Source organism: Devosia psychrophila, from assembly GCF_000971275.1.
In the GTDB taxonomy this organism is placed as follows: domain Bacteria; phylum Pseudomonadota; class Alphaproteobacteria; order Rhizobiales; family Devosiaceae; genus Devosia; species Devosia psychrophila.
Window position 1 is genome coordinate 1 of sequence record NZ_LAPV01000140.1, and the last position, 21,605, is coordinate 21,605.

Genomic DNA, 21,605 nt, shown 5'->3' on the forward strand with positions numbered 1-21,605 from the left:
GCAAGATCCAGTACAACTACGACCGCGCGATCTACAAGCAGCGCAACGTCATCGAGCGCATGTTCTGCCGCTTCAAAGACTGGCGACGCATTGCCACCCGCTTCGACCGCAATGTCCGAAACTTCATGGGCGCCGTCAGCCTCGCCGCAGCCGTTATCTGGTGGCTGTAATGAGTCCGGACCCTAGACATGACAGAGAAATGCAGCCGGTTCCGCACTAGGCCGAGACCAGCGTACTGTTCGAACTCATCAGCGCCCGATGCGAGCGACGCTCCATGCTGATCACCGCCAATCAGCCATTCGGGGAATGGGGAAAGTCGGATGCTCTGTGGCGTTGCCATCAAGAAACAAACATCAGCGGCGATAGTCTCGTTAAGCGACCGCAAATCAGGGCAATCGATTCATACCGATCAAATTGACTTTTGTCAGCGCGCGTGAATAATGTCTAAACAGGGTGAAATTCGTCAGGAGATGCGATGCCGATCCGGCCGGCCGATCAGATCATACACAAGGCCGCCTGGCTGTATTACACCCATGGTATGCGGCAGGACGAGGTAGCCAAGCACCTCGATATTTCCCGCGCATCGGTCGCCATGTATCTGCGTAAGGCGCGCGATAATGGCATCGTCACCATCTCCACCTCCAGTCAGCTGTTCACCGACGATGTGCTGGCGCGCGAACTTGAAGACGCTATCGGCTTGAAGGCTGTGTGGATCGTCCCCGAGAATCGTCAAGCCGTCGATCCCACCTCGGAAATGCCCGTTGTCGCCGCCGCCGTTTTCCTTGAGCTGGTCAAGAAGGGCGATCGGGTCGGGGTGGCTTGGGGGCGCACCGTCTATCACATCGCCGACGTCATGCCCTATGCCGACCTGCAGGATGTTGCCGTCGTCCAGCTTTGCGGTAATCTCGGCGCGCCCTATTCCTACCGCCCCGATCAATGCATCACGGAAATCGCCCGTCGCCTCAACGCCGAGGGTATCAATATCCACGCGCCGCTGGTTCTGAGCTCCGAGCGTCTGGCAGACGAGCTGCGCGCCGAACCCGTAATTCTCGAACAGCTCGCCTCCATCTCCGATTGCCAGCTCGCGCTCTATTCGGTCGGCGGCATCGAGGACGATAGCCATCTGGTCAAGTGCGGCGCTTTGACCGCCGCGGAAATGCACGCCCTGGGCGAAGCTGGTGCCGCCGGCGTCATCGCCGGGCAGTTGATCGACGCCAATGGCCATTTGATGGACTGCACCTACAACCGGCGCTGCATATCCGCCGATCTCTCCTCAATCCGAGCCATCCCCAAGCGGATGATGGTGGTGCAAGAGGAAAACAAGTTCGAGCCGCTCGTGGCCGCGATCAAGGGGGGGCTCGTCTCCCATCTGGTCGTTACCACCTCCATGGCTCAAAAACTGCTAGCCCGCTGGGCCACCGAAGCCAAGATTAGCTGACCCACCCAATCCATTGACCATCCGGGCCCTTGCTTGGGCCTGCGGACTTATGCGGGATCTACGCGAATGAAAAATCTCTGGAACGATGCCGAAGCCGAGGCCATGGTGGCTGCCTACGCCCCCAAGGGAATCAATCGCGATCTTGCATTGCGCACCTACACCACGCGGCTGCTCGGCGGCGAGCCCCGCCTGGTTCTGCATGGCGGCGGCAATACTTCAGTCAAGACTACGGTTACCGATCTTGTCGGCGACAGCTGGGATGTGCTGTGCGTCAAGGGCAGCGGCTGGGATATGGGGACCATCGAGCCCGAAGGCCTGCCCGCCGTCAAAATCGCTCCATTACTGAAGGGTCGCGCCCTCGCGAAGCTCTCCGATGAGGACATGGTCACGCTCCAGCGCGCAAACCTCATCGATCCGGCCTCGCCCAATCCGTCGGTCGAAGCGCTGCTGCACGCTTTCATCCCGCACAAGTTCGTCGACCACACGCACTCGACCGCCATTCTGGCGATTGCCGATCAGGCCGAAAGCCGGGCGATGAGCGAGAAGCTCTTTGGGCCGAAAATGGGCTTTGTGCCGTACATCATGCCAGGTTTTGATCTCGCCAAGGCCGCCTCGGATGTCTACGATCAGGACCCGACCGTCGAGGGCCTGATCCTCGATAAGCACGGCATCTTCACCTTCGCCGCCACGGCCAAGGAAGCCTATGATCTGATGATCCACTACGTCACGGTCGCCGAGGATTACGTCAAGCAGAACGGCAAAAACCCGTTCACTCCCGCCAAGTTGCCGGCAAAGCTGGCCAAGCCCGCCGATGTCGCTGCCCTCCTGCGCGGTGCCGTCGCCGTCGATCGCGGCGAAGGTCGATTTGACCGCATGGTCAGCGAGTTCCGCACCTCCCGCGCCATTCTCGAATTCGTCAACGCCAGCCAGGTCGAGGACATGGCGCGCCGTGGTGTCTCGACTCCAGATCTCTCCATCCGCATCAAGACTGGGCCCATGGTGCTGCCAGCCCCCGATGCCGATGCGCTTGATGGTTATAAGCAGATCATCGCCGATCGCGTCGTTGCCTTTGCCGCCGACTACACCGAGTATTTCAAATCCAATGACGCTCGCGGCGAGGTCAAGCGCACCATGCTCGATCCGATGCCGCGCCTGACGCTGGTGCCGGGCCTGGGCATGTTCGGCCATGGCCGCACTCTCAAGGATGCACGCATTGCCGCCGATATCGGTGAGATGTGGATCGAAGCCGCCCGCGATGCCGAGTCGGTTGGGCGCTTCCAGCCCGTCAGCCGCCCCGACCTGTTCGATCTCGAATACTGGTCGCTTGAGCAGGCCAAGCTTGCCGGGGCCAAGTCCAAGCCCTTCACCGGCCAGGTTGCTGTCGTTACTGGCGGCGCGGGCGCCATCGGCGCTGCCACCGCCAAGGCCTTCGCCCAGCAGGGCGCCCATGTCGTAGTGCTAGATATCGAGGCCGCCAAAGCCGCCGCTGCTGCCAAGAGCGCCGGCAACGGCTCCATCGGCATCGGGTGCGATGTTACCGATGCCGCGTCCGTGCGCTCGGCCTTCGATGCGGCTGTCGCCACTTATGGCGGCGTCGATATCGTCGTCTCCAATGCTGGCGCTGCCTGGGAAGGCGCGATAGCCACGCTCGACGACGCCCTGTTGCGCAGGAGCTTCGAGCTTAATTTCTTCGCCCACCAGACCGTGGCGCAGAACGCAGTTCGGGTGATGAAGCAACAGGGAACGGGCGGCGTGTTGCTGTTCAATGCCAGCAAGCAGGCGGTCAATCCTGGTGCAAATTTCGGTGCTTATGGGCTGCCCAAGGCCGCGGCGCTGTTCCTGTCGCGCCAATACGCGCTTGAGCACGGGGCCGATGGCATCCGCTCCAACGCGGTCAACGCCGATCGCATCCGCTCGGGCCTGCTCAACGATGAGATGATCGCCAATCGCTCGTGGGCACGCGGCATTTCCGTCAGGGACTACATGGCGGGGAACCTGCTTGGTCTCGAAGTCACCGCTGAAGACGTCGCCCAGGCCTTCGTCCATCAGGCTCTGGCGGAGCGCACCACGGCCGACGTTACTACGGTCGATGGCGGCAATATCGCTGCAGCAATGCGGTAGGCGCTCGGATCTACTCCTTCCGTGCTTACATGCAGCGGGCGCTGTGGGCGTAGCCTACGCAGCCACTCCGTCATTCCGCGAAAGCGGGAGTGACCGGCGGATCGTGCAAGGTGCCGGAACGCACACCTCATTTCTATCCAGAAAACAAAAAGGGCGGCTCGAAGGCCGCCCTCTCTGCTGGACTTGGGAGGAAGTCCTTACTTTACCGCTGGCAGCGGCATCCAGGCAGGAACGACCACATCGGCGTGGGCAAACTGGGGCAGCTTGGCGCCGAGTTCTTCCATATTCTTGATGTCATTGTCGTTGAGTTGCGCCTGAGTGATCAAGGTTGGAGGCACCACCACGTTGTGGCCCGGATCTTCACCGGCCAGCAACATGGCCAGAGCCCGCACCGAAACCTGGCCGACAACGGCCGGATTGGTGGCTGCGGTTGCCATCCAAGCACTGCCCGGTTCGCGCATTGCCGCAATATCGGATGTCGATATGTCCGCCGAGTAGATCTTGACGTCGGCGGAGAGCCCAGCCTCGTCCACGGCAATCTTCACGCCCTTGGCGAACTCGTCATAAGGTGCAAACATCACCGTAATGTCTGGGTTGGCCGACAATACCGAACGGGCCTGATTGGCAACCGAGTTGGCGATGGGGTTGTCCATCGTGCCGAACATGGCGGCTTCGTTGATGCCCGAATACTTGGCCTTGAATTCTCTCCAAGTTTCGTCGCGACGGTCGAGCGGCGCGATGCCGGCCACGTAGACATAACCGGCCTTCCAGGAGTCGCCATTGTCGGCAATAGCCTGTTCCAGCGCCAGACGGGCCAGATCGCGGTCGGACTGTTCGATCTGAGGAATAGCCGGGTTTTCGACATTGACGTCGAACGCCACAACCTTGATGCCCGCATCGACGGCACGCTGGGCGGCTTCCTTCATCGATTCTGTCAGGCCGTGCTGGATGATGATGCCATCAACCCCAAGCGCGATGGCCTGATCGACCATGTCCGCCTGCAGTGCGGCGTCCTGGCGGCTGTCGAGCACGCGCAGGTCGACGCCCAATGCCTTTGCCTGGGCCTCCACACCCGACAGATAGGCCTGGAAGAAGTCGCCGGTCGACAGATAGCGCACTAGCGCGATCTTGACTTGGCCGGGATTGTCGAACGGCGCCGGCTTGTCCTGCGCCAAGGCTGTGCCGCCCAAGGTCGATGCGCCAAGCAGGCCGAGGGCCAGCTTGCCGAGGGTTCTACGAGAAATATGCATTCAGTTATCCTCCACTTGCAGATTATTGATTTTGGGGTTGCGGACCCTACCGCTTGCCTCTTTTCGAGAGGGCAAAAGTGAACACCAGGGCGACGACCAGAACCGCGCCCTTGATGAAATCTTGTGTGTAATATGGGGCGTTCATCATGGTCAGTCCCTGCAGCAGCACGCCGACAAACACCGCGCCAACCGCTGTTCCCAGCGCGTTCGGCTTGGCTGCGCCGAGCACGGCAAAGCCGATCAGTGCAGCCGCCACCGAGTCGAGCAGCAGGTTGTTGCCCGAGGCGATATCGCCACGCCCCAGGCGAGCCGCGAGCAGGATGCCACCGATCGAAGCGAAGACGCCCGAGATGACATAGGCCCATATCTTGTAGGCATTGACCGGCGCACCGGCCAATTGCGCAGCACGCTCGTTCGAGCCGACGGCATACATCATGCGGCCAAACCGCGTGTATTCGAGAAAAAACCAGATGACGATGGCGAGCACCACCAGTACGACCACCGAAATCGGCAAGAGATTTGGCAGGAACAGATCGAACCGGTGCCGTCCCAGCGCCAGAAATTCCGGACTGAACGTGCCGCTCGCAACCGAGCCGTCGGGCATGGTCATGCCCGTGGCGATAGAACGCCCTTCGGTGGGAATGCGCTGCAACCCGACCAGCAGGAACATCATACCCAGCGTCGCCAGAAGATCAGGCACGCGCATATAGACGATGAGAAAGCCGTTGATCAGCCCGACGACAACGCCCACAGCCAGGCACGCTGCCACGGCCATCAGGGCATCTCCCCCCATCACCACCATCACATAAGACGAAGCCATCATCGCCGTGGTCGCGACCGAGCCGATGGACAGGTCGAACCCGCCCACGACCAACGTGGCCGTCACCCCAAGCGCCAGAATGCCGGTAATTGCCACGGACTGGAAAATAAACACTGCGCTCTGAGGCGAAGCAAAGCCATCGGCCGCGAGGCCGAAGTAAATCACGAGGCCCGCCAGCAGCGCCAGGAACCCATATCGGATCGCATAGTCGCGCGCACTCATGGCGTTGACCGGGCGCGGCTTGGCCGCTTGCGCTGTGGTATCGGAGGCCATCTTGGTCCCTGTCGTTGAAGTGTCCACTTAATTGACCGCCCCGTGATGCCCTGCAATTTCCGCCAGCAACCTGTCGATATCGATCTCGGCATTGCGGTGTTCGCCCACCAGCGTGTGCTCGGACATCACCACAATACGGTCGGCTATCTCGAAAGCCTCGTCGAGTTCCGTCAGGAATACGATTGTTGCCCGGCCCGGGGCCGATGCACGCAGCTTGCCGGCAATATCCCGGCGCGCGGCGATATCGACGCCCTGAAACGGCTCATCGAGGATCAGCACCTTGGCCGGCTGGCTCAGCCAGCGCGCTACCATCACCTTTTGCTGGTTGCCGCCCGAAAGCGTGCTCATGTCATCGCGCTCGGTGCGGCAGATGATACCCAGTTCGGCGATCTGCTTGCGCGCCCTTGCCCGCTCAGCCCGGCGCTTCGAAATGCCAAAGTCGGACAGGCGCTTGAGGAATGGCAGGCTGATATTCTCGTAGATGTTGAAGTCGGGTACGATGCCGCTATCGGCACGGTCCTTGGCGATCAGAAACACCCCATTCTCGATAGCGTGCTGGGTGGTGCGCGGCGCATAGGCCTTGCCCATCAGCGTCATCGATCCGACCAAGGGCGCGCGCGCCCCGAAAAGTGTCTCGGCGAACGCCGTCTTGCCCACGCCGACCAGCCCAGTGACCGCGACGATTTCACCGTCACCCAGCGCCAGCGAAAAAGGCTTGGCGCTGGCGGCAATGCGCAGATTTTCGACCTTGAACACCGGCGCGCTGGCTTCTCGGACCACAACATCGGTCCGGCTGATCTTCTGGCCCAGCATGGCATTGACCGCACCTTCATAGTCCAGTTCCGCCCCGTCGAACACACCGGCAATGCGTCCGTCGCGCAGGCTCACAATCGTGTCTGCCAGACGTCGGATATCGGACATGCGGTGCGAAATATAAAGAATGGCGACGCCACGCTCGCGCAGCCTGTCCACCAGTTGGAACAGCCGATCGGCCTCGGCGCTCGACAGCGAGCTTGTCGGCTCATCCAGAATGAGGACGCGAGCCTCATGGGCCATGGCGCGGGCAATGGCTACCATCTGCCGGTCAGCCAGAGCGAGGTCGCTGACATTGGCCTTGAGATCGACGGTCAACCCCATACGGTCGGCGACCTCTCTGGCCTCACGCCGCACCCGGCGCGGGTTGAACACAAGGCGCGCTCCAGGCCCGTTCAGGCGATCAAGTGTCAGATTGGTCGCGACATCGAGGTCGGATACCACGCCATCATTGATGTTCTGATGCACAGTCACCACCCCGGCACGAATGGCGTCTGCTGGCGTGGCGGGCGTAAAGGCTTGTCCGGCCAGCGTAATGGTTCCTGCCCCAAGCCGATACACACCACTGACGATCTTGACGAGCGTCGATTTTCCGGCGCCGTTGGCGCCCATGAGCACTGTTACCGTGCCTGCGCGCAACGCTAGATCGACCCCACCCAGGACCTGTATATGACCGAAAGACTTACGCAGGCCCTCAACGCGGAACACGGGTTCTTCGACCATTTGTTCCTCCCCTGACCATGATGCTAAAGCGCGACGCCATCAAATGTCAAGCATGTTGACAATTGACAGAAACGTGTCTTACGAAAGGAGAACATCAAGGCTCGCAAGCGGGGGAAACCGCTGTGCATGCACATTGCGTCGTGAGGGGGAGATGAGGGAAATGAAAGTTTTCGAAGCACTGACAATCCACACCCTGCCAGCTCGTCTCAGCACATATCCAGCCCTGCAGGATCGTATCGGGAATGATGGCAACCATTGGAAAGTGCGCGAAGTCGGCGATGGCAATCTCAATCTTGTCTTCATCGTTGAAGGCGATAGCGGTTCTGCCGTCGTCAAGCAGGCCTTGCCCTATGTGCGCCTCGTCGGCGATAGCTGGCCTTTGCCGCTCAAGCGCTCGTTCTTTGAGTATCACGCGCTCATGCGTCAGGAAGCGCGCCACCCCGGCAGCACCCCTGAGATTTTCCATTTCGACGCCGTTCAGGCGCTCATCGTCATGGAGTTCCTGTCGCCCCATATCATTCTGCGCCGCGCCCTTATCGATGGCCAGCAATTGCCCAAGATAGCCAATGATCTTGGCCTATTTCTGGCGCGCACACTGTTCCGTGGCTCAGATCTGTCGATGACCGCTCGCGGGCGCAAAGATGATCTGGCGCTGTTTGCCGATAATGCGGAAGTCTGCGACATCACCGAAGCGCTGGTGTTCTCCGAGCCCTATTACGATGCGCCGCGCAACCGGCACACCTCGCCGCAGCTCGATGGTATCGTCGCCCAGATTCGCGCCGATCGCGACCTCAAGGTCGAGGCCCAGCGCCTCAAGCACCTGTTCGCGGCCAGCGCCGAAACCATGCTGCATGGTGATTTGCATTCGGGTTCCGTCATGGTCACGCCCGATGAAACCCGCGTCATCGATCCAGAGTTCGCGTTCTACGGGCCGATGGCGTTCGATGTGGGCATGTTGCTGGCAAACTTCTGGATGGCCTACTTCTCGCAATCCGGCCACGAAGAGGCCGGCAGTCGCGAAACCATGCGGACCTATCTGCTGGGCGTCGTCACCGAAACCTGGAGCGTTTTCCGCGCCGAGTTCTCGCGCCTTTGGCGCACCGAGCGTACCGGCATGCTCTATCAGGTGGCGCTTTTCGAAGAGCAGGGCGATATTCTTGGCGCCGAGCAAGCGCTCGACCATGTGTTGCACCAGATCTGGGTTGATATGCTCGGCTTTGCAGGTGTGGAAATGCACCGCCGCATTCTCGGGCTCGCCCACAATGCCGATTTCGAAACCATCGCCGATGTGGATACGCGGGCATGGTGCGAAACCAAGGCGCTCAAGCTTGGGCGTCACCTCGCCGTCAACCGGCGGCAGATTTACAGCATAGAAGAAGTCAATTCACTGGCCGAACTGATCGAGAAGGAGATCGTGTCTTGAAAGTTGGAGACCGTCACTACCATACCATCTGGCTCAACGAGGATGGCCGGTCTGTCGACATCATCGATCAGCGCTGGCTCCCCCATGAGTTCCGTATCGAAACGGTGCGCACCGTCGATGGCATTGCCGTCGCCATTCGCGACATGTGGGTGCGCGGCGCGCCACTGATCGGCGTTACCGCTGCCTATGGCGTCGCTATCGCGATGCTCGATGATGCATCCGATGCAGCCATCGATACCGTGTGGGAAAAGCTGCACGAAACTCGCCCCACAGCAATCAACTTAAGGTGGGCGCTTGATGAAATGCGCGCGTTCCTCCGTCCCATGCCGATCGCCGACCGTGCCGAAGCGGCCTATCTGCGTGCCGCAGAGATCGCCGAGGAAGACGTTCAGCTCAACCGCAATATCGGCATGAATGGCCTCGCCATCATCAAGGAAATCGCGGCCAGGAAAAAGCCCGGCGAAGTGGTCAACATCCTGACCCACTGCAATGCCGGGTGGCTCGCCACCGTGGACTACGGCACCGCGACTGCGCCGATCTATCTGGCGACTGAAGAGGGTATTGCGGTCCACGTCTATGTCGACGAAACCCGCCCACGCAACCAGGGCGCGCAGCTGACCGCGTGGGAGCTCAATAACCACGGCGTGCCGCATACCCTGATCGTCGATAACGCTGGCGGCCATCTTATGCAGCACGGCATGGTCGATATGGTCATCGTCGGCACCGACCGCACCACCGCCAATGGCGACGTGTGCAACAAGATCGGCACCTATCTCAAGGCGCTCGCCGCCAAGGACAACAACGTGCCATTCTACGTGGCGCTACCGTCCCCCACCATCGACTGGACGGTCAAGGACGGGGTAAAGGAAATCCCGATCGAAGAACGATCCGGGGACGAAGTCACCTTCGTTCAGGGCCGCGCCGCCGATGGCAAGATTGCGGTGGTGCGCATTTCGCCTGAAGGCACCAACGCGGCCAACCCGGCCTTCGACGTTACCCCGGCCCGGCTCATTACCGGCCTGATCACCGAGCGCGGCGTGGCCAAGGCCTCGCCCGAGGGCCTCAAAGCCCTTTTTCCCGAACGCACGTGAGGCAGCAATGTCGATTCCCAATTGCCAGACCACTGAGGACGTTGCCGCCGGCATCCGCCGCCGCGTCTTCCTTCATTCCATGCGCAACAATGGCGGCTATCTGAGCCAGGCCTGCTCGGCCGCCGAGAGCCTGGCCTTGCTGTATAACGAAGTGCTCAAGCTTGGCGAACCGACACTGCCAAAAGTGCCGCTGCCCTTCGCCGGCGTGCCCTCGGCCCATAACCCCGATGCTTTCACCGGCGCCGGCTATCATGGCCCGTTCGCACCCGAATACGACCGCTTCATCATTTCACCGGCGCACTATGCGCTGGTGATCTATTCAGCCCTCATCCAGATGGGCCGCATGGATGAACACGCGCTCGACCATTTCAACCGCGATGGCGGTTCGGTCGAAATGATCGGTGCCGAACACAGTCCCGGCATGGAAGTCACCACCGGCTCGCTGGCCCAGGGCCTTTCCATGGGCTCGGGCATTGCCTGGGCGCGCAAGCGCAAGGGCGAACCCGGCAAGGTCTGGGTCTATATGTCGGATGGCGAGTTCCAGGAGGGCCAAACTTGGGAAACCCTGGCGGCCATGAGCTACCACAACATCGACAACATCCGCGTCATCGTCGACGTCAATCGGCAGCAGTGCGATGGGGCTATGTCCTCGGTGCTCGATCTTGGCGATCTGCCAGCTCGCGTTGCGGCCTTCGGCGCCACCACATGCTCCATCAACGGGCATGATCTGGAAGCCATGCGCGACGCCGCCAATTCGGCCGAGCCGGGCAAGCCCTTAGTCATTCTCGCCAATACTTCGCCGTTTCAGGGAATGCCCTATCTGCAAAAGCGCTTCCCGCGCCTGCACTATGTTCGCTTCAAGTCGAAAGCCGAACGCGAAGAAATGCAAACCGCCATCGCCGCCGACCTCGGTGTCGATCTGGCCGAAATCTGAGAGGCCCGAAAATGGTCGAACTCGTCAACCGTCCCTACGCCAAGGCTTTTGAAACCTTTGCAACCGCCCGTCCGGAAGTGCTCTGCCTTTCCGCCGACCTGACCTCGTCCTGCGAGGTCGATGGTTTCCGCGATCGACATCCGGATCAGTTCCTCTCGCTCGGCATGGCCGAACAGAATATGCTCAGCTTTGCCGGTGGCCTCGCCATGCAAGGATTTCGGCCATTCCTGCACACCTTCTCGGTGTTCCTCTATCGCCGTGCCTACGATCAGTTGATCAACTCTATTGCCTATTCTAACCGTAAGGTCCGGCTGATGGGCTTCCTGCCCGGCATCACCACGCCCGGCGGGATTACCCATCAGGCCATCGAAGACATCTCGGTGATGCGCGCAATCCCGAACATGACGATCCTCGAAACCGGCGACGCCACCGAAGTCGAGACCGTACTCGAAGTTGCCGATGCCATTGATGGCCCGGTCTATGTCCGCGTACTGCGCGGCGAAGTTCCGCGCCTGTTCTCGACGCCGTTCGAGTTCAACAAGCTGCGTACGCTGTCGGAAGGCGATGATGTTCTCGTCGTTACCTCGGGCGTCTGCACCGAAGAAGCACTGCGTGCTGCCGAGCCGCTCAAGGCGCGCAATGTCGGCGTCCACCACCTGCACGTGTCAACCCTAAAGCCCTTTGATCGCGATGGGCTGATCAAGGCCGCGCGCGGCAAGAAGGGCATCGTCACGCTCGAAAACCACACCATCGTTGGCGGCCTTGGTTCCCTAGTCGCCGAAATCCTTGCCGAAGAAGGCCTGGGCGTTCGCCTCAAGCGCCTTGGCCTGCAGGACACTTTCGCGCATGGCGCGTCCAAGCCCTATCTGATGAAGAAATACGGGCTTGACGCAAGCGCGCTGACCAATGCCATCGGTCAGCTGCTCGGCCGCGACCTCGATATCGCCGACGCCGAGTTCGAAACCGCGCGCCTCGATGCGGTCCATTCCGCACAGAAGGCCGAAGCTCTCTGATGGCCCGGTTTACCGTCACCTATTGGCTGGGCGCCGCTGACGAAAAGGAAGCCAGCGCCCGCGCCCTCGATCTTGCCGCCGAGCAAACGGTCGAAATTCCCCGCGATATCGTCCCCGCCGGTTACGTCGAAGATGAAATCCTGGGGCGTCTGGAAGCTTTGACGCCCGGCACGGATTCCCGTGCAGGGTATCTCGCCGAAATCTCCTATAGCGACGACGACGTCGGCGGCGATTTCCTGCAATTGCTCAACGTCATCTTCGGCAATTCCTCGATCAAGACCGCCACCCGCGTTGAAACCATGACGCTATCGGAGGCCATTATCGACCTTTGCCCCGGCCCCAAGTTCGGCACGCCGGGCTTGCGTCAGCGCACCGGCGTTCCCCACGCGCCAATCCTGATGTCGGCCATCAAGCCGGTAGGCCTGCCGACCAACGAGCTGGCAGCCCTTGCGCACCAATTCGCCCTTGGTGGCATGAACCTGATCAAGGACGATCACGGCCTCGCCAGCCAACACACCTCGCCCTACGCAGATCGCCTCAAGGCTTGCATTGACGCGGTCAACGATGCCAATGCCAAGACTGGGTTCACCAGCACCTACGTGCCCAACATCACCGGGCCCGCTGTCGAAATCTTCGATCGCGCGTGGATGGCAAAAGAGCTCGGCGCAGGCGCCATTATGCTGGCCCCGTCGCTGGCGGGGTTCGACGTTGCCCGCACTCTCTCGGCCGATCCCGATTTCGATCTGCCGCTGGTCTCGCACCCAACCTTTGGCGGCACAAATGTCATCACTCCCACCACCGGTTTTTCACATGCGTTCTTCTTCGGCCTGCTGCAACGCCTGATGGGGATCGATGCGGTGGTCTATCCCAATTTCGGCGGCCGCTTCGGGTTTTCGCGCGAAGAATGCCAGTCGATCATCGCCGGCTGCACGTCCGATTTCGGCGGCCTCCAGCCCATCCTGCCCGCCCCTGGTGGCGGCATGACGTTCGGGCGCATCCCCGAAATGCAGGCAACATACGGAAATGATGTGATCTATCTCATCGGCGGCGCGCTGCTGCGAGAAAAGGCCGATCTGCCAGCTGCCTGCCGGCGCTTGGCCGAGGCGGTTGGTCAGGGCTAGCTTGCCCCCATGCTGTCAGGTCTGGGATGCCACCTGAGGCAATCACCATGTCGTCGTGCAGCTGACCCCGCCATCAACTACCAAATTCGCGCCAGTCACCCACCGCGCCGCGTCCGACGCTAGGAACAGTGCCGCATCCGCAACGTCCTGGGGCTTGCCCAGCCGCTGCAGCGGCGCGGACGCGTGCCAGCGGGCCACACCCTCGGGCCAAGCCGTTTCCAACCCGTCGCGCTCGATAAGGCCCGGCGAGATAGCGTTGACGCGAATGCCCAGCGGCCCCAGCTCCAGCGCTGCGGCTCGGGTAAACATCACCAGCGCAGCCTTTGATGTCGCGTAGTGGCTATGCCCCGTCGCCGGCTGCAGTGCCTCGATGGAGGCAATGTTGACCACGCACCCACCGTGCCCGGCCTTTGCCAGTGCTTTGGTCAACGCGAATGGCCCGCCGACATTGGCGTCCATCATGGCCCGGAAGTCATCACCCGAAATATCGGTCAAACCTGCCACCGATTGCTGGCCGGCATTGTTGATGATGACATCAAGCCCGCCCAGCCCCGAGCGCACGCTCTCGACCAACCCGATGCAGGCGGCCTCCCGCGTCAGGTCGGCCTGTAGAGCGATGCCGCCGATCTCGGAAGCCAAAGCTTCGGCGCCAGCGCGGTTGGCGTGGTAGTGGACACCAACCTTTGCCCCGGCGGCGGCAAAGGCGCGGGCAATGGCTTGGCCCAACCCGCCGGAAGCTCCGGTGACCAGAACCACCTGGCCGGTGAAGTCGAACCGTGCCGTGCCCATGCTCACAGCTGCGGCAACAGTTTGGCGAGCACAGCGTCGATCTTCTTGCCGGCGATGGCGGCGTTTGCCAGAACCTCTTCAATGGTGTCGGGCTGCTGGTCCGGTCCGCCGGTCGCCTCGTTGGTGATGGCCGAAAGCCCGATCACCGGCAGCCGGATATGGGCGGCGGCAACCACTTCAAGCACGGTCGACATACCCACGGCATCCGCACCCGTTGCGCGGTAATATCGGCGCTCCGCCGAAGTCTCGAGCGAAGGGCCCGCAACGCCCACATAAATTCCCCTGCGCAAGCTTACACCTGCCACTTCCGCCGCCTTGATGGTCACGCTCTGAAGCGCCGGGTCATAGGCTCGCGACAGGTCGGGGAACCGCACGCCGATGGCCTCGTCGTTCGGCCCGGTCAGCGGGTTCAACCCGGTAAAGTTCAGGTGATCCTCGATCAGCATCACATCGCCCGGGCGATAATCCGGGTTCAAGGCCCCAGCCGCATTGGTCACGATCAACCGCTTGGGGCCGAGTTTGCCGAGCAAGTAGATCACATGCGCCACATCCTGGGGCGCCCAGCCCTCATAGAGATGCACCCGGCCCTGCATCAAAACGGTGCGGCGACCGAACAGATCGCCGATCACCAGCTGCCCCTTGTGCCCTGGCGCCGTCGACACCGGGAAGCCGGCGATTTCACCGTAGGGAATGAAGGTCGGATTGACCACGGCATCGGCTAGATGGCCCAGCCCCGAACCCAGCACGATGGCGGTGTCGGAGGGCGCGCCCACCCTGGCGGCAATGGAGGCATAGGCGGCTTCGAGCCGGGCAAGCGGGCTTTGGGTCAAAAGAACTCTCCATAAAACTCAGGCAATGCTCGCCTTGATCCGTGGCACCAGTGCCTGGACTTGGTCGAGCGTGTCGGCGATATCGAGACGAGTCAGCGCGCCATCGCGCACCACCTGCTCGCCCCCGAGAAAAACGTGCCGCACATCGGACTTGGCGGTCGAATAGACCAGATGCGTCAGCGGATCGAACATTGGCACCGCATGCGGTCGCTTCAGGTCGAGCAAAACCATATCGGCCAGCTTGCCCACTTCGAGCGACCCGATGCGGTCTGCCGCGTTCAGCGCCTTGGCGCCATTAATGGTTACCATCGCCAGCGCCTCGCGTGTGGTTACCACCTCAGCATCCCGAGCCACTGCCTTATGCACCGTCGCCGCCAAGCGCAGCGCCATCCACATGTCGAGGTCATTGCCCGAAATCGCGCCATCGGTACCTAGCGTCACGTTGATCCCGGCCTTGAGCATATCCGGCACTCGCGCGAAGCCCGAGGCAAGCTTGAGGTTGGACATCGGGTTGTGCGAAACCGTCGCGCCGCGCCGCGCCAAAATCTCGATTTCGGCATCGTCGAGATGCACGCAATGGGCAAACACCGAACGTTGGTTGATCAGGCCATGCTGTTCCAGATGCTGCACAACCGGCCTGCCATAGCGCGTCTCGATATCGGTCCGCTCCGCCGCCGTCTCGGCTACGTGAGTGCAAAACAGCCCGCCATGTTTTTCGGCAATCGCGTGGGCAATCTTCAAATGCTCGGGCGACACCGTGTAGGTGCCATGCGGCAACACCGCCGGGAACACATCGTCGACATTGCCGAACTCTTCGAAAAACGCCTCGGCAATTGCTTCGCGTTGCACCTGGCTCTGCCCGTTGACGCCGGGATAATCGAAAAAAATCCCGCCCGTCGAAACCCGAACGCCCACATCACGCGCCGCACGCACGGTTTCGCTGGGGTACCAGAACATATCCATCACGGTGGTCACCCCACCCAGCAGTAGCTCAGCAAAACCCAGAACCGAGCCGAGGTGGGTCGTCTGCGGGTTGAGGATCGCGGCTTCCGCCTTCCAAACTGTCTGCAGCCACGGCTCGAGCTTGAGGTCTTCCACCAGCCCGCGAAACAGGCTGTCGGCGGCGTGGCAATGGGTATTGATCAGCCCCGGCATCAGCAGCATGCCGGACGCATCGATCACGCGCTTGGCCTGCCCTTCCATCGCCGCCAGCGTTTCAGCAGAGGCAATGTGGGTGATCTTGCCATTGCTGACCGCCACACCGCCCTTTTCGAGCAAGGTGTTGGCTCCGTCGGCGGTCACGACCACGGCATTGGTGATGATCAGGTCGGTCATATCATCCTCACGCGGTTTTGGATTTGTGCCACGCCGACAAAACGATCAGCGCGATGAGCGTCGCCAGATACGGCATCACATCGGTAAATTGCTGCGGCAGGCCAAAGCCCTGGATGCGGAACGACAGGCTATCAACAAAACCAAACAGCACGGCGATGAACAGCACGTAGAGCGGCCGCCCACGGGTCAGCAGCACCGCCACCACGGCAATCCAGCCGCGCCCGGCGCTCATGTTCTCTACGAACAGATTGACGTTGGCGATGGAAAGCTGCGCGCCGGCCAGCCCGCACAGCGCGCCGCACAGCACCAGCGCCCACAGCTGCACCCGTTGCGGATCAACACCCCCCGCCGAAAGCCCGGCTGGGTTCTCGCCTGCCGCTCGCAAGCGCAGGCCAAGGCGGTGGCGAGCAAAGAAAAGCTGCAGCGCTAACGCGGCAAACACCGCGAAATAGAACAGGATCGACTGCCCATTGAGCAGCGGACCCAGCACAGGAATATCGCGCAGCAGCGGAATGTCGATGCCCGAAAAACCCTTGATGCCGGAGTCGCGAAACGCTCCGGAGACTCCGAAAATCGTCCGCAGCAGATAGACCGTCAGCCCGGCAGCAAACAGATTAAGTGCAATCGAGACCACGATCGCATCGCCCTTGCGGCGCAGGCTGAACTCGGCAAACAGCAGGCCCATGCCCACCCCTCCGGCCATCGCCGCCACCGCGCCCCACCATTCCGACCCCATAAAATACGAGCCGAGCACAGCGCAGAATGCCCCGACCAGAATGAAGCCTTCAAGCGCGATGTTGAACACGCCCGCCCGCTCGCAGATGGCCCCGCCGAGTGCAGCCAGCAAAATTGGCGTCAGGAAGCGCGGGACCGATTGCAGAAATGCCGGGTCCAAAACCAGGTCAATGCCCATTGTCATTTTCCCCGGATTTACCGGCGAGACTCACGCCTGAAATACGTCCAGCGACAAACAAGATGATCACCGCCTGCATGATCAGGCCGATCTCCTTGGGCACGTCGGCAGTGCGCTCCATCCCGGCTGCCCCGGTCTGGATCGCCGCAAAAAAGAACCCTGAAATCGGCACGGCCCACGGCACCATCCCCACAAGCAGCACGGCGATGATGCCGGTCCACGCATAAAGCGGCTGCACTAGCATTCCATCGGTAAAGCGGTGATGCAGTCCGAACACGGCGAGTGCGCCAACAAGCCCGGCGATCGCGCCGCTCATCAGCAGTGACTGCAGCACGATACGTTTGACGGGCAAGCCCGAGGCCCGCGCAAATTCGGGCGCCAGCCCGTTCATCCGCGCCCGGTAGCCCGGCACGGTGCTATTGCAATAGATCACCGCCAGCACCGACATCAACGCAATGAACAGGATGCCCATGTCCAGCCGCGTGCCGGAGAACAGCGGCAGCCAGGCCTCGTTGGGCACCAAATGGGTCTGCGGCAGACCCGACGCGACGTCCCGGAATGGGTGTCCCACCAGATACGAACCGAGATAGCGCGCGGGATAGTTCAGCAATAGTGAGCCGATGAGCAGTGGCACGCCTACGTAAAGCTGCATCACCCCTGCCAACACTGCCCATAAACCGCCCGCTGCCATGGCTGCAACGATGCCGGTCGCCATCACCAGCCAGCCTGGCCCCGGCATGTAGACGCCCACCAGCGCTGCCGCTAAGCCGCCAATCACCAGTTGGCCCTCGCCGCCAATGTTGAACAGGCCAGCGCGAAAACTGATCATCACCGCCAGCGCCATGCCCACGATCAGCGTGGCCCGGCTCAGCGTCGTCAGCAGATAGGCAAGGTTGCGCCCGCCAAATGCGCCGTTGAGAAACCCGCTGATCGCCTCGCCGAAATGGGCATTGGCAACAAACATCAGCACCAGCAGGATGCCGAAGATCCAGGCGAATACTGATACGCAGGGCAGCAGCTGGTTCCGAAAATCGATATCCATCAGGCCACCTGCACCACTTTGGACCGCGAGGTCATCAATTCCCCGATTGCCAGCCGGTCCGCATCGGCCGCCGCAAACTCACCGGCAATCTGGTTCTCATAGAGCACCAGGATCCGGTCCGACAGCGCCAGCACCTCGTCCAGTTCCGTCGACACCAGCAAGATCGCGTGCCCCGCGTCGCGCATGCGGATCAGCTCGCGATGGATGAAGTCGATGGCGCCGATGTCGACGCCCCAGGTCGGGTTTTCGGCAATAATCAGCGGAGTGCCGCGCGATAGTTCACGCCCCACGATCAGCTTCTGCTTGTTGCCACCCGACATCGACGACGTACGGGCATTCGGTCCCGCCACCTTGATGTGGTAGCTCTCGATCAGTTCGCGCGCGAAGGAGGTCATCGCCGCCCGCTTGATGAACAGCCAGTTGCGGAACGCCTTGGTGCCCTCGCGGCCAATCGCGGCGTTCTCGCTGACCTTGGCTTCCAGCGCCAGCCCCACCCTCTGCCGGTCGGCGGGGATGTAACTCATCCCCAGCGCCCTGCGCGCGCCCACATCGAGCCCGCGCAAGGTGTGGCCCAACAGGCTCGCCTGTCCGCCCGTCGTGGCGCGCAGGCCAACCAATGCCTCGATGATCTGGGTCTGGCCATTGCCCGAAATCCCGGCAATGCCGACAATCTCGCCGCGCCGCACGTCAAAACTCACCGGTCCGACCGTTTTGCCGACGCCGCGCGCCTGCAGGCCATCGACCGCCAACACCACCTCGCCTACCGCTTGGGTGGCCCGCGTCAGCGATGCCGGCAGCTCGCCGCCGATAATACCGCGCGCAATTTCAGCCTTACTGGTCTCGCCAATTGGCTTGGTCGAAATCAGCTTGCCCGCCCGCATCACGCTAACGCGGTCCGCGATTTCCATCACTTCGTCAAGCTTGTGGGTAATCAGCGCGATGGATTTGCCGCTGGCGCGGAAATTGCGCAATATCTGGAAAAGGCTGGCGGCTTCCTGTGGCGTTAACACCGCCGTCGGCTCATCAAGTATCAACAGCGCCGCATCGCGATACAGCACCTTGAGGATTTCCACGATCTGCCGTTCGGTGACCGACAGGTCAGCAATGCGCTTTTCCGGGTTTACGCCGATCCCATAGGTTTCGGCGATCTCGCGCAACCGCGCCCTCGCCGTATTGAACTTTACGAACCCCAAGTTGCTGACTGGCTCGGAGCACAGTACGATGTTTTCGAGCACGCTCATCGAATCCTGCAGCATAAAGTGCTGATGCACCATGCCCAACCCGCGCGCGATGGCGTCCTGCGGGTTGCGCCACTGCATCTCAGCGCCGTCGATGGCGATGGTGCCGACGGCCGGTTTGATCAGGCCGAACAACACGTTCATCACTGTGCTCTTGCCGGCCCCGTTCTCTCCCACCACTGCGTGAATTTCGCCCGGCGAAAAATGCAGGGACACATTGTCTACGGCCGTCAGCGTGCCAAACCGCACTGTGACGCCGGACAGATCAACCTGCATGGGTAAAAAGCCTTCTCTTGAAAAAACCTGCCGCCCGAGGTTTGGGCGGCAGGTCGATGCAGACGCTCGCCTACTTTGCGAACATCGGGTCTTCAACCGTGAGCGAACCGTCTTCGATCTGGGCCGCGACTTCGCGCACTTGGGCAAGCACGTCCGGCATGGATGCGATCAAGCACTTACTCTCGGCCAGGCCTTCGTCTTCCAACCCGATTATAGACATGCCCTTTTCCTTCAGACCCAGCGATAACATCAGCTGCTTTTCGCCCGCTTCGATGCCTTCCACAGCCTGCAGAATGGCATTGTCGACGCGCTTCAGCGTACCAGAAACCATGTGCTCCGGATCTTCCGGGCAAAGGTTCACATCCACCGCAAAAGCTTTGAAGTCAGCTTCTTTAGCCGCTTCGAACACACCAAAGTCACCACCTGAAGTCGCCGTGAAGATCACGTCCGAACCTGCGGCACTGGCGGCCAGCGCTTGCTCCTTGGCGCGGACCGGATCAGCGAAAGGGTTTTCACCGCCTACCCAGCGGATATCGACGGCAACGGCCGGATTTTGCGCCTTGGCGCCGGCAGCGTAGCCATCGGTATAGCGGTGTAGGAATGGAATATCGAGCGCGCTCACCACTCCAACCTTGTTGGATTTGGTCAGCATGCCGGCAGCAACGCCGATCAGGTAGGTGGCTTCATGCTCGCGGAACACGGCGCAATGGACGTTATCCGGGCGGTTTTCGATGCACTGGTCGACGATCAGAAACTGCGTGTCGGGCACGGCTGGTGCCAGTTCGGTCACGATATCGTTGAACTCGAAACCGGCCATGACGATGATGGAGGCGCCTTCGTTGATAGCGGCTTCTACGTTTTCTTTGCGCGATGCGGCGTTCGAGCTTTCAAAGGTTTTGGCTTCGGCCCCAAATTTTGCGGCCGCTGCTTCCGTTCCGGTCTGCCCCATTTTCAGAAAGGCGTTGACACCTATCACATCGGGAGAAACGTAGACGAAAAGCTTGTCCTGCGCTTGCGTCGCGCCCACCACGCCAAAAAGACCCAGCGCGGTGCCCGCCAGAAGCGATTTCCATAATATCATATGTGCAGTCCCCCAAATTGGTGTCGGATGTCAGGGCCAGCGGTGGCAATTCACCGGCGAAAAATGGTGTAACGGGCATTCCCCATCGACCCCAACCCCCTGGTTTCGCTTCGCTCGGCCGCCCCAATATCGAATTGTAGCAGAACAATGCCTTTGACATGAGTCAAGCGTGTTTTTACATTCGTCAGCACTATCAGCATTTGTCTATTCATCGAAAGGATCGCATTCCGATGGCGCCAGAATGGCTAATCACCGACCCTGCGGTTCTCGAGTTCTACACGAGCGAGCGTTGCCACATCACCGAGTTGATGAACACGCCGCTGTCGCCGGAAACGTCGCTTGCGGTGGCGCGGGTCGAGCCAGGCGTCACCACGCAGCTGCACGCCCTCTCCGGCATTGCTGAGCGCTATGTCGTCCGCAAGGGCAAAGGCCTGATCGAGGTGAATGGGCAAACCAGCCCGGTCGTTGTTGGTGATCAGGTCGTCATCGGTGCCGGAGTTTCGCAACGGATTACCAATATGGGCGCGACCGACCTCGAGTTCTATTGCCTGTGTACCCCGCGCTTCACACCCGAGAGCTACGTCAATCTGGAAGGCTAAGCGCAGAGTGTGATTAGGCGTGGAATAAGGCCCCCGTTTTCGGGGTAATCGGCTTCCAAAAGGGGCTCTGACGCACATTCGATGATCGCAGGATCATGTTGCTCCGATCAGTCTGGCCTGGAGCAGGTCAAGCTTGCCGCGACCGTACATCTGACGTTTGACGAGCTTGAGCTTGGTGATCTGCCCTTCGACCTGACCGTTGGACCATGGCTGGGTGATCGCCGCGCGGATGGCGGATTTATCATTGGTGATACCCCTGGCAAAGGATGCGATCAGGCTGGCGCCGGCCTCTGCGATCCACGGGTCGAGCCGGGCGACATCTTTCTTGCGGATCATGACGTGGAAGTCGTCAATAATCCGACGCGCCTCTGCAAGCATTGGCACGCCGGTCTCGATAGCGGCGATAGTGACGGTTTCTGCCTTGCTCAGATGATCACGAGCGGTGGTCATCAACCGCGCGATGGTTCTGGCGGACGGCACTC

Annotated in this window: 20 protein-coding genes and 1 pseudogene; 10 read left to right on the forward strand and 11 right to left on the reverse strand. The window is 61.1% G+C overall.

Annotated elements, in window-relative coordinates:
• From WH91_RS23595 to WH91_RS15015, 4 genes and pseudogenes are all read left to right on the forward strand, one after another.
• A partial coding sequence (locus tag WH91_RS23595; RefSeq protein ID WP_046170458.1) for an IS5/IS1182 family transposase occupies positions 1 to 170 on the forward strand: 170 nt, incomplete at its 5' end.
• A gap of 50 nt (positions 171 to 220) precedes the next feature.
• Positions 221 to 418: pseudogene (locus WH91_RS26180) on the forward strand (ATP-binding protein); the annotation flags it as partial.
• Between the two features lie 57 nt (positions 419 to 475).
• Positions 476 to 1,438, forward strand: coding sequence for a sugar-binding transcriptional regulator (locus tag WH91_RS15010; protein WP_046171825.1), 963 nt, complete (start codon positions 476 to 478; stop codon positions 1,436 to 1,438).
• A 66-nt stretch (positions 1,439 to 1,504) separates the two neighbouring features.
• Positions 1,505 to 3,559, forward strand: a complete 2,055-nt coding sequence (locus WH91_RS15015; protein WP_046171826.1) for a bifunctional aldolase/short-chain dehydrogenase — start codon at positions 1,505 to 1,507, stop codon at positions 3,557 to 3,559.
• Between the two features lie 197 nt (positions 3,560 to 3,756).
• Here the strand turns inward: WH91_RS15015 and WH91_RS15020 are convergent, their stop codons facing one another.
• The 3 genes from WH91_RS15020 to WH91_RS15030 form a co-directional block, all read right to left on the reverse strand.
• A complete protein-coding gene (locus WH91_RS15020; RefSeq protein ID WP_046171827.1) occupies positions 3,757 to 4,809 on the reverse strand; it encodes a substrate-binding domain-containing protein in 1,053 nt (350 codons plus the stop codon).
• A 46-nt stretch (positions 4,810 to 4,855) separates the two neighbouring features.
• Positions 4,856 to 5,851 (reverse strand): ABC transporter permease, encoded by a 996-nt coding sequence (locus WH91_RS15025; protein ID WP_046171843.1) that lies wholly within the window; start codon positions 5,849 to 5,851, stop codon positions 4,856 to 4,858.
• A 78-nt stretch (positions 5,852 to 5,929) separates the two neighbouring features.
• The gene (locus WH91_RS15030) at positions 5,930 to 7,438 is read right to left on the reverse strand and encodes a sugar ABC transporter ATP-binding protein (protein WP_046171828.1); all 1,509 of its coding nucleotides are present in this window, start codon (positions 7,436 to 7,438) and stop codon (positions 5,930 to 5,932) included.
• A 151-nt stretch (positions 7,439 to 7,589) separates the two neighbouring features.
• On the opposite strand from WH91_RS15030, the gene mtnK reads away from it, so the two are divergent.
• From mtnK to WH91_RS15055, 5 genes are read left to right on the forward strand one after another with little or no spacing between them, the layout of a single operon-like run.
• Positions 7,590 to 8,861 carry an S-methyl-5-thioribose kinase gene (gene mtnK, locus WH91_RS15035; protein WP_046171829.1) on the forward strand — a complete coding sequence of 424 codons (1,272 nt, stop codon included), beginning with the start codon at positions 7,590 to 7,592 and terminating at the stop codon, positions 8,859 to 8,861.
• Positions 8,858 to 9,952: an S-methyl-5-thioribose-1-phosphate isomerase gene (gene mtnA, locus WH91_RS15040; protein WP_046171830.1), complete on the forward strand. Its 1,095-nt coding sequence runs from the start codon at positions 8,858 to 8,860 to the stop codon at positions 9,950 to 9,952. The genes mtnK and mtnA overlap by 4 nt, the downstream gene beginning before the upstream one ends.
• Positions 9,953 to 9,959: 7 nt before the next feature.
• Positions 9,960 to 10,886 (forward strand): transketolase, encoded by a 927-nt coding sequence (locus tag WH91_RS15045; protein ID WP_046171831.1) that lies wholly within the window; start codon positions 9,960 to 9,962, stop codon positions 10,884 to 10,886.
• Between the two features lie 11 nt (positions 10,887 to 10,897).
• Positions 10,898 to 11,899, forward strand: a complete 1,002-nt coding sequence (locus WH91_RS15050) for a transketolase family protein (RefSeq protein WP_046171832.1) — start codon at positions 10,898 to 10,900, stop codon at positions 11,897 to 11,899.
• On the forward strand, positions 11,899 to 13,020 hold the full coding sequence (locus WH91_RS15055) for a RuBisCO large subunit C-terminal-like domain-containing protein (RefSeq protein WP_046171833.1): 1,122 nt from the start codon (positions 11,899 to 11,901) through the stop codon (positions 13,018 to 13,020). Before WH91_RS15050 ends, WH91_RS15055 begins: the two co-directional genes overlap by 1 nt.
• A 42-nt stretch (positions 13,021 to 13,062) precedes the next feature.
• Here WH91_RS15055 and WH91_RS15060 read toward each other — a convergent pair whose 3' ends face one another.
• From WH91_RS15060 to WH91_RS15090, 7 genes are all read right to left on the reverse strand, one after another.
• Positions 13,063 to 13,809 (reverse strand): SDR family NAD(P)-dependent oxidoreductase, encoded by a 747-nt coding sequence (locus WH91_RS15060; protein ID WP_046171834.1) that lies wholly within the window; start codon positions 13,807 to 13,809, stop codon positions 13,063 to 13,065.
• A 2-nt stretch (positions 13,810 to 13,811) separates the two neighbouring features.
• Complete coding sequence (locus WH91_RS15065) at positions 13,812 to 14,639, reverse strand: purine-nucleoside phosphorylase (RefSeq protein WP_046171835.1); 828 nt, start codon at positions 14,637 to 14,639, stop codon at positions 13,812 to 13,814.
• 18 nt (positions 14,640 to 14,657) lie between these two features.
• Entirely contained in the window at positions 14,658 to 15,974 is a 1,317-nt protein-coding gene (locus WH91_RS15070) for an amidohydrolase family protein (RefSeq protein WP_046171836.1), read from the reverse strand.
• A 7-nt stretch (positions 15,975 to 15,981) separates the two neighbouring features.
• Positions 15,982 to 16,887, reverse strand: a complete 906-nt coding sequence (locus WH91_RS15075) for an ABC transporter permease (protein ID WP_046171837.1) — start codon at positions 16,885 to 16,887, stop codon at positions 15,982 to 15,984.
• Positions 16,877 to 17,929, reverse strand: a complete 1,053-nt coding sequence (locus WH91_RS15080) for an ABC transporter permease (RefSeq protein ID WP_046171838.1) — start codon at positions 17,927 to 17,929, stop codon at positions 16,877 to 16,879. The genes WH91_RS15075 and WH91_RS15080 overlap by 11 nt, the downstream gene beginning before the upstream one ends.
• Positions 17,929 to 19,443 (reverse strand): ABC transporter ATP-binding protein, encoded by a 1,515-nt coding sequence (locus WH91_RS15085; protein ID WP_046171839.1) that lies wholly within the window; start codon positions 19,441 to 19,443, stop codon positions 17,929 to 17,931. The genes WH91_RS15080 and WH91_RS15085 overlap by 1 nt, the downstream gene beginning before the upstream one ends.
• Positions 19,444 to 19,513: 70 nt before the next feature.
• Positions 19,514 to 20,524, reverse strand: coding sequence for a BMP family ABC transporter substrate-binding protein (locus WH91_RS15090; protein WP_046171840.1), 1,011 nt, complete (start codon positions 20,522 to 20,524; stop codon positions 19,514 to 19,516).
• Between the two features lie 230 nt (positions 20,525 to 20,754).
• Between WH91_RS15090 and WH91_RS15095 the strand changes: the two genes are divergently transcribed.
• Complete coding sequence (locus WH91_RS15095) at positions 20,755 to 21,123, forward strand: cupin domain-containing protein (RefSeq protein WP_046171841.1); 369 nt, start codon at positions 20,755 to 20,757, stop codon at positions 21,121 to 21,123.
• Positions 21,124 to 21,216: 93 nt separating this feature from the next.
• Here the strand turns inward: WH91_RS15095 and WH91_RS15100 are convergent.
• Positions 21,217 to 21,605 (reverse strand): ISL3 family transposase (locus WH91_RS15100; RefSeq protein ID WP_046171842.1); only part of this gene is annotated, 389 nt, incomplete at its 5' end.